This is a genomic window from uncultured Marinobacter sp., from assembly GCF_963974375.1.
Taxonomy (GTDB): Bacteria; Pseudomonadota; Gammaproteobacteria; order Pseudomonadales; family Oleiphilaceae; genus Marinobacter.
The window spans coordinates 1-8,176 of record NZ_CAXBDN010000206.1; the positions used below are offsets into that span (position 1 = coordinate 1).

An 8,176-nucleotide genomic window follows, 5' to 3' on the forward strand; every position below is an offset into this window, starting at 1 on the left:
GGTTGAGCGCCAGGATGCGCTGTTCCGGTTGCAGTCTGAACCGGACGAGCCGGTGCTGCCACTACTGGAGCGCCTGGGACATATGCCATTGCCGCCTTATGTGGATCGTCCCGATGAATCCAGCGACCGCGAGCGTTACCAGACGGTTTATGCCAGAGAAGCCGGTGCTGTGGCAGCCCCGACCGCCGGCCTGCATTTCGATGACGAGCTGCTGGCGGAACTGACTGCCAGGGGGATTGATACGGCGTTTGTTACGCTGCATGTGGGCGCTGGCACTTTTCAACCGGTGCGGGTTGACCGCATTGAAGATCACATCATGCACAGTGAAGTGGTACGGGTACCGGAACAGACCGCTGACGCCATTGCACGAGCCCGCAGCCGGGGAGGGCGGGTGATCGCCGTGGGGACCACGTCGGTGCGTTCACTCGAATCTGCGGCCCGGGGCGGTGTAGTCAGAGCGTTTCAGGGCGAAACCGATATCTTCATCAGCCCCGGTTACCGGTTCCAGTGTATCGACGCCATGATCACCAATTTCCATTTGCCCGAGTCCACCCTGATCATGCTGGTCAGTGCTTTTGCCGGCTTCCACCACACCATGGCGGCCTACAGTGAAGCGGTGGCAGAGAAATACCGCTTCTTCAGTTATGGTGATGCCATGTTTATCACAGGACAGGAGCCCAGCCTCGGTTCGCTGTCGGCACCGGTCCAGTCAGGAGTTACTGATGCGCAGTGAATGCTATATGTCCTTTGAGAAGCTGGCGGAAGATGGCAAGGCCCGTCGCGGCCGCCTGACCTTTCCCAGAGGCGTGGTGGATACCCCGGCGTTCATGCCGGTCGGTACCTACGGTACGGTCAAGGGCATGCTGCCACGGGATATCGAGGCGACCGGTGCCCAGATCATTCTCGGTAATACCTTTCACCTGATGCTGAGGCCGGGTACGGCGGTGGTGAAAGCCCACGGTGATCTGCACGACTTTACCCAGTGGCAAGGCCCCATATTGACGGACTCGGGTGGCTTCCAGGTGTTCAGTCTGGGAGAAATGCGCAAGATCACCGAGGAGGGCGTCAGTTTCCGCTCACCGGTGGACGGTTCGCCGGTGGAACTGAACCCTGAAATCGCCATGGGCGTGCAGCGGGACCTGGGTTCCGACATCGTGATGATCTTTGATGAGTGTACCCCTTACCCGGCCACCGAGAGCGAAGCACGGGAGTCCATGGAGCTGTCCCTGCGCTGGGCCAGGCGCAGCAAGGATGCTCATGGTGATAATCCGGCCGCACTGTTCGGTATCGTACAGGGCGGCATGTACAACGGGTTGCGCAAGCGCTCCCTGGAGGGCCTGACCGATATTGATTTTGACGGCTACGCCATTGGCGGGTTGTCGGTGGGCGAGCCGAAAGACGAAATGATCGCGGTACTGGACGACCTGCCACCGCAAATGCCGGAGAACAAGCCCCGCTACCTGATGGGCGTGGGCCGGCCGGAAGATATTGTGGAAGCGGTGCGCCGTGGCGTGGATATGTTTGACTGCGTCATGCCTACCCGCAATGCCCGCAACGGCTATCTGTTCACATCTACCGGTATTGTGAAAATCCGGAATGCCGGGCACCGCCACGATACCTCAGCGCTGGATGCAGAGTGCGACTGTTATACCTGTTCACATTTCTCGAGGAGTTATCTGCATCATCTTGATAAATGTGGTGAAATGCTGGGCTCACAGTTGAACACGATTCACAACCTTCACTACTACCAAAAGGTGATGGCCGGATTGCGCGGTGCTATTGAAGCAGGTACATTGTCCGACTTTGTTGAAACCTTCTACCAGAAGCGGGGGTTACCGGTGCCGCCAATGGCCGGGGCCTGATCTCTCTGAAGGTTGCAGCAGTGGCTGAATGACGCCTGCTGGACTGTAACCTTCGTCTGTTTGACTGATGACTAAATTACGGAGACGACCATGAATGCAGTAAAAACCATGCTGGCCACACTGCTGGCGGTAATCCCTGGCCTCGCGTTTGCACAGGAAGGCGGAGCCGGTGGAATGAGTATAATCGGTCAGGTTATCTTTTTTGGCGGTTTCATCCTGATCTTCTATCTGTTGATCTGGCGTCCGCAATCCAAGCGCGCCAAAGAGCACAAAAATCTGATGTCAGGCCTTAACAAGGGTGACGAGATCGTGATGGGCGGCGGCATGGCCGGTCGCATAACCCGTGTATCTGACGACTTTATTGTGGTCGAGATCGCTGATGGCGTTGAAGTCAAGGTTCAGAAAGTGGCTGTTGCTGCAGCCCTGCCCAAGGGCACTCTGAAAGACATCTGATACCACTGACCTGACGGTTGGAACCGAACTGCCGAACTGCCGAACTGCAGTTGGTCGGGAAAGGGCCCCTATGCTGAACAAGTATCCGCTTTGGAAAAATGTGATTATCCTGATCGCGCTTGCGATCGGGTTCATCTATGCGTTACCCAATATCTACCCGGATGACTACGCCATCCAGATAACCGGCGCCCGTGGTGCCACCGAGGTGTCCCAGAGTCACCTCGATGAGGCCGTCGCCGCTATTGAAGAAGCGGGTTTTGATATCAAGGGCAGTGAACTGCAGAATCGCAGTGCGCTGATCCGGGTAAACACAGCGGAAGCCCAGCTCCGTTCCCGTCCACTGGTTCAGGCGACACTCGGTGACGAGTTTCTTGTCGCCCTGAATATGGCAGAATCCACGCCCAACTGGTTGCGGGCGCTGGGAGCCGGGCCTATGAAACTGGGCCTGGACCTCCGTGGTGGCGTTCACTTCCTGCTGGAAGTGGATATGGAAAGTGCGGTAAGCCAGCGGCTTGACGCATTTTCCAGCCAGATCCGTCGCGAGTTGCGGGAGGAGCGTATCCGTTATCGCGGTGGCGAGGTTGCTGATGACCGCACCGTGATTCTGCAATTCCGTGACCAGAGTGAACGCAGTGAAGCTTTCCGTCTGGTTCAACGCAACTACAGCGAGTTTCTGCTGGATGAACGGACCAGCGGTGATGACTATGAGCTGGTGCTGACGCTGGCCGAAGGCGAAATCCGTCAGATCCAGGATTACGCCATCGAGCAGAACCTGCCCCCCATCCGTAACCGGGTGAATGAGCTGGGTGTGGCCGAGCCGCTGGTCCAGCGCCAGGGATCAGAACGCATCGTGGTGGAGTTACCCGGTGTCCAGGACACCGCACAGGCCAAACGAGTTCTGGGTGCAACGGCCAATCTTGAGTTCCGCCTGGAGGCTCGTCAGGACGCACCTGGCGGCACCACCGAGCAGTATCCGTTCCGGGATGAGGAAGGTCGCACTGCGCGTCTTGAAAGAGACATCATTGTGACTGGCGAGAACGTTTCCAATGCCCAGCAGGGCTTCGACGAGAGCGGCCAGCCCCAGGTCAACATCACGATGGATGGTGTCGGCGGTGACCGCATGTCGCGGGCGACCCGGACCGCCGTGCAGCGCCGGATGGCAGTATTGTTTATCGAGTTCCGGACTGAAACCGAACAGCGAGTTGTGGATGGAGAGCTGGTCTCCACCGAGAAGCGTGTTGAGGACCGGAGCATCATCAGTCTGGCCACCATTCAGTCGACGCTCGGTTCCAGCTTTCGCATTACCGGCCTGAATTCCGTACCGGAAGCCGCCGAACTGGCGCTGCTGCTACGGGCCGGTTCACTGGCGGCACCCATGTACTTCGTCCAGGAACGCACCATTGGTCCAAGCCTGGGTCAGCAGAACATCGATGCCGGCCTGATGTCGGTGGTCTTTGGTTTTGTGCTGGTGCTGTTGTTCATGGCGGTGTTTTACCGGGCCTTTGGTCTGGTGGCCAATATCGCACTGACCCTGAACCTGATGATGCTGCTGGCCTGTATGTCCATTCTCTCGGCCACTCTGACCTTGCCGGGTATCGCCGGTATCGTGCTGACAGTGGGTATGGCGGTAGATGCCAACGTACTGATCTTTGAGCGTATCCGTGAAGAGGTCCGGGCCGGTGCGCCGCCACAACTGGCGATCAATGCCGGTTACTCCCGCGCCTTTGTGTCGATCTTCGATGCCAACATCACCACCTTGCTGGTGGCGGTGATCCTGTTTGCCATGGGTACCGGTCCGGTCAAAGGCTTTGCGGTTACCCTGAGCCTAGGTATTCTGACCTCAATGTTCACATCACTAGTGGTCAGTCGCGGTATTATCAATCTGATATACGGGGGCCGGAAGGTCGAAAAACTCTCGATCGGAGGTAAGCTGGCCAATGTCTGATACCAGAGAACATCCAATTGATTTCATGAAGTTGCGGAAGGCTGCTTCCCTGCTTTCTATCGTTCTTGTGGTCGGATCCCTGGTGTTGCTGGGTGTCCGGGGCCTGAATTTCGGCCTCGATTTCACCGGGGGCACCTCGGTTGAGCTTGAGTACCGGCAGGCGCCGGCCCTGGAAGACGTTCGCGAAGCGCTGCGGGAGGCTGACTACGAAGACTTCGTGGTCCAGAACTTTGGCGCCGACACCACCGTACTGATCCGTCTTGCAGAGGCTCAGGACGATTCGGTTGCCCTGAGGATTGTCGAGGTTCTGAGGGCGTCAGGCGACGAGCTGGAACTGGTCAGTTCTGAGTTCGTTGGTTCCCAGGTGGGGGATGAGCTGAAAGAGGACAGTGGCCTCGGACTGCTGCTGGCGCTCGCGGTAGTGCTGATCTACGTGGGCATGCGGTTCCAGTTCAAGTTCGGGATTGCGGCGGTGGTACCGCTGGCCCACGATGTGGTCATCATTCTCGGGCTCTTCTCGCTGTTCCAGTGGACCTTTGATCTTACGGTTCTGGCGGCCTTGCTGGCGGTGATCGGCTATTCCCTGAACGATACCATTGTGGTGGCGGACCGGATTCGCGAGAATTTTCGCAAGATGCGGGAAGGTGACTCGGAATATGTGGTCAATGAATCCATTCACCAGACCATCAACCGGACCATCAATACCTCGCTGACCACGTTGCTGGTGCTGCTGTCGTTGTATTTCTTCGGTGGAGAGGCCATCAACAACTTTGCCATTGCGTTGTCACTGGGCGTCATTGTGGGTACCTATTCGTCCATCTATGTGTCTGCCAATATCCTCCTGGCCATGAACGTCAGTCGTGAAGATATGATGATTCCTGCAAAGGAAGGTGCGGACGATGGGTCAGAGGAAGAGCAGCCGCCGGAGTGGCTCAACCGTATGTAACAGGTCTGCGGTGGCAGGCGCTGCCACCGCTTTCCCTGGCTCGGGCACTAATCCAAAGCACACAAAAAAGCCGCCATAACATCAGGTTATGGCGGCTTTTTTGTGTGCGCAGAGAAAACCGCTGTTAGCGCGGCAGGCGCCCGCGGAAGGGGTGCAGGGTACGAAGCACCTCCTTGAACAGCTTGGGATTGGCAATCACCAGTTGACGGCTCTCCGGGTTGGACGGGTTGCCGGAAAAATCGCCGCTCAGCGCGCCGGATTCATTGGCGATGGCAAGGCCGATGTCGAGGTCCTCGGCCTGGGGCCGGAAAATAATGGCGGCATCCAGGTGGCCAGCCGCAACCCGGGCGATGTCCAGCACGGTACAGCCGGACGTTCTGACACCACCGCTCTGACTGGCCAGGGCAGCACTGATTTCACCCCATAACAGAGGGTCATCACTGCCTTTGGCGTGACTGAGCAGGTTGCTGATCAGCTCGGCTTCGGCAAGTTGCCGGACATCGCTGATGCGCACCCGGCGACTGTTGAGAGCAGCGCCACGACCGCGGCTGGAGGAATACTCTTCGCCGGACACGGGATTGACCAGCAGCAGATTTTCGGTGCGGCCTTCCTTTTTCTGGACCAGTGCCACTGCAAACTCGGGAATGCCCCGCAGCAGGTTCTCCGCGCCCAGAGCCGGGTAGATGTGCCAGCTCAGGGCGTTACCCGCTGCATCGCCTTCACCTTCGGGGGCGATGTAGTGGTCCTTGTAGGCCTTGCGGAGTTGATCCGCGAAGTTCTCGTGAATTTTCTGGGTGACACGCTCAAGCTGACGTCTTCTTTCTCCGGGTTCGTTTCCGGCGATGTCCTGACGTTCGAAGTGAGCTTTCAGATAATCAGAACCCTGGCGCGCGACACGCAGGGCCATTTTAATGGCTGGTTGCATCAGACTGTTCAGTACCTGGAGTGATCAAAGGCGCGATCATAACAAATCGGCCCCGCCCCTTAAATGTTTTTCGGCTCCGTACAGTCACCCATGGCAGCGACACCATAGCTTCCACAGTTCACAAACAGGCGCGCATTTGGCAAAGGGTCTGGTAACATATCGCCCCTGTTTAAAAAGTCAGGGTCTTCTTTACATGTTCAAACCAGCGATGCCCAGCACCTTTGACATGCCCGCGCGGGACTACGTACGCATAATACTTATGGAGACGTCCCATTCCGGCAACATTGGCGCGGTGGCCAGGGGCATGAAAAATATGGGGCTGGGCAATCTGTGGCTGGTGAATCCGGCCTCGTTCCCGGACGAAACCTCCTATGCCCGGGCAGCGGGCGCCGCCGATGTGCTCGATGGTGCCAGAGTGGTGGCCAGTCTCGATGAGGCCATCGAAGATTGTGTGCTGGTAATGGGCACCAGCGCCCGCGGCCGCAAGGTACCCTGGCCGGTGATGTCGCCGGCCGATGCTGCAGCTCAGGTGGGTAGCTATCAGGGCAAGGGTCAGGTGGCTCTGGTGTTCGGGCGCGAAAACAACGGACTCAGTAACGAAGAGTTGCAGCGTTGTCATGTTCACATACACATTCCTACGAATCCGGACTACAGTTCTCTGAATCTGGGCATGGCGGTGCAGGTGCTGTGTTATGAAATACGTATGCAGTATCTGCGCAGCCTTGAAAACCAGGGTGGCCACTCCCAGCTCAGGGCGATCAATTCCCCGGATGATCCTGGCTGGGATGTGGCTCCGGCCACGGTGGCGGAGCTCGAAGGGTTTTTCGGGCATCTCGAACAGGTACTTGAGCGGATTCAGTTTCATCGCCGCGAAAATCCCCGGCAACTGATGACCCGGATACGGCGGCTTTTCCAGCGTGCGCGCCCTGATCAGACCGAAGTCAGCATTCTCAGGGGCGTATTGTCTGCGGTTCAGAAATGTACGGGCGATCAGGCAACCACCAGCAAACAGGCAGGCAATGACGATGTTTGAAGGCTTGAAAGAGGATATTAGCAGCGTATTCCACCGGGATCCGGCTGCCCGCAATACGTTCGAGGTACTGACCAACTACCCTGGTTTGCACGCGTTGATGTTTCATCGCCTTGCTCACAAGCTCTGGAAGCATGATTTCAAATGGCTCGCCCGGACCATTTCCACGCTGGCGCGCTGGTTTACCGGTATCGAGATTCACCCGGGTGCCACCATTGGCCGTCGTTTTTTCATTGATCACGGTATGGGGGTGGTCATTGGTGAAACCACAGTGATTGGTGACGATGTCACGCTGTATCAGGGAGTCACCCTCGGCGGCACCAGCTGGAACAAGGGCAAGCGTCACCCCACCATTGGTGACGGCGTGGTGGTGGGGGCCGGCGCAAAGATTCTCGGGCCGTTCGAGGTGGGAGCAGGTGCCAAGGTGGGCTCGAACTCGGTGGTTACCAAAGCGGTACCCCCGGGTGCAACGGTCGTGGGAATTCCTGGCAGGGTGATCATCAAGAGCAAGGAGCCGGAAGAAGGGCGCCGTGAGGCCATGGAGAAACGTATGGGATTCGACGCTTACGGGGTAACCGAAGAGATGCCGGACCCCATGGCAAGGGCCATGCGTAGCCTGCTGGACCACATGCATGTGGTGGACGAGCGGATTGAAAAAATGTGCTGCGCACTTCAGAAGGTTAACCAGGAATACGTCGATAACGGCAAGCTGCCACCGCTGGACATAGAAGAGTTCGACTGTGTCCGTGCTCCCGACGACGAAAAGGAAGACCAGAGGACAGAAACGCGCTGAATACTTGACCAAAACAGTTGGTTAATTCATACTCAGTTGCTGTTAATTCTTGTTATCCTGGGTTGGGGCCTGGTTTATGCGACTGACAACCAAAGGCCGCTACGCGGTGACCGCCATGCTTGATCTCGCTCTTCACGGCGATAACGGTCCGGTAAGCCTGGCGGATATTTCCCGGCGTCAGGGCATTTCCCTTTCCTATCTTGAGCAGCTGTTTGCCCGACT

Annotated in this window: 9 protein-coding genes; 8 read left to right on the top strand and 1 reads right to left on the bottom strand. The window is 57.6% G+C overall.

Annotation, left to right across the window (positions count from 1 at the left end; all coding sequences use genetic code 11):
• From queA to secF, 5 genes are all read left to right on the top strand, one after another.
• On the top strand, positions 1 to 733 hold a 733-nt coding region (gene queA, locus AAC035_RS15640), incomplete at its 5' end, for a tRNA preQ1(34) S-adenosylmethionine ribosyltransferase-isomerase QueA (RefSeq protein ID WP_339805764.1).
• A 7-nt stretch (positions 734 to 740) separates the two neighbouring features.
• Positions 741 to 1,862 carry a tRNA guanosine(34) transglycosylase Tgt gene (gene tgt, locus AAC035_RS15645; RefSeq protein ID WP_339805777.1) on the top strand — a complete coding sequence of 374 codons (1,122 nt, stop codon included), beginning with the start codon at positions 741 to 743 and terminating at the stop codon, positions 1,860 to 1,862.
• Between the two features lie 90 nt (positions 1,863 to 1,952).
• Positions 1,953 to 2,315: a preprotein translocase subunit YajC gene (gene yajC, locus AAC035_RS15650; protein WP_339805766.1), complete on the top strand. Its 363-nt coding sequence runs from the start codon at positions 1,953 to 1,955 to the stop codon at positions 2,313 to 2,315.
• A 70-nt stretch (positions 2,316 to 2,385) separates the two neighbouring features.
• Positions 2,386 to 4,260, top strand: a complete 1,875-nt coding sequence (secD, locus tag AAC035_RS15655; protein ID WP_339805769.1) for a protein translocase subunit SecD — start codon at positions 2,386 to 2,388, stop codon at positions 4,258 to 4,260.
• On the top strand, positions 4,253 to 5,206 hold the full coding sequence (gene secF, locus AAC035_RS15660) for a protein translocase subunit SecF (RefSeq protein WP_339805771.1): 954 nt from the start codon (positions 4,253 to 4,255) through the stop codon (positions 5,204 to 5,206). The genes secD and secF overlap by 8 nt, the downstream gene beginning before the upstream one ends.
• 124 nt (positions 5,207 to 5,330) lie before the next feature.
• On the opposite strand, the gene AAC035_RS15665 is transcribed toward secF, so the two are convergent.
• Entirely contained in the window at positions 5,331 to 6,131 is an 801-nt protein-coding gene (locus AAC035_RS15665) for an inositol monophosphatase family protein (protein ID WP_339805773.1), read from the bottom strand.
• 193 nt (positions 6,132 to 6,324) lie between these two features.
• On the opposite strand from AAC035_RS15665, the gene trmJ reads away from it, so the two are divergent.
• The 3 genes from trmJ to AAC035_RS15680 all read left to right on the top strand — a co-directional run.
• Positions 6,325 to 7,164, top strand: coding sequence for a tRNA (cytosine(32)/uridine(32)-2'-O)-methyltransferase TrmJ (gene trmJ / locus AAC035_RS15670; RefSeq protein ID WP_339805775.1), 840 nt, complete (start codon positions 6,325 to 6,327; stop codon positions 7,162 to 7,164).
• Complete coding sequence (cysE, locus tag AAC035_RS15675; protein WP_339805779.1) at positions 7,157 to 7,954, top strand: serine O-acetyltransferase; 798 nt, start codon at positions 7,157 to 7,159, stop codon at positions 7,952 to 7,954. Before trmJ ends, cysE begins: the two co-directional genes overlap by 8 nt.
• 76 nt (positions 7,955 to 8,030) lie before the next feature.
• A partial coding sequence (locus AAC035_RS15680) for an Rrf2 family transcriptional regulator (protein WP_339805781.1) occupies positions 8,031 to 8,176 on the top strand: 146 nt, incomplete at its 3' end.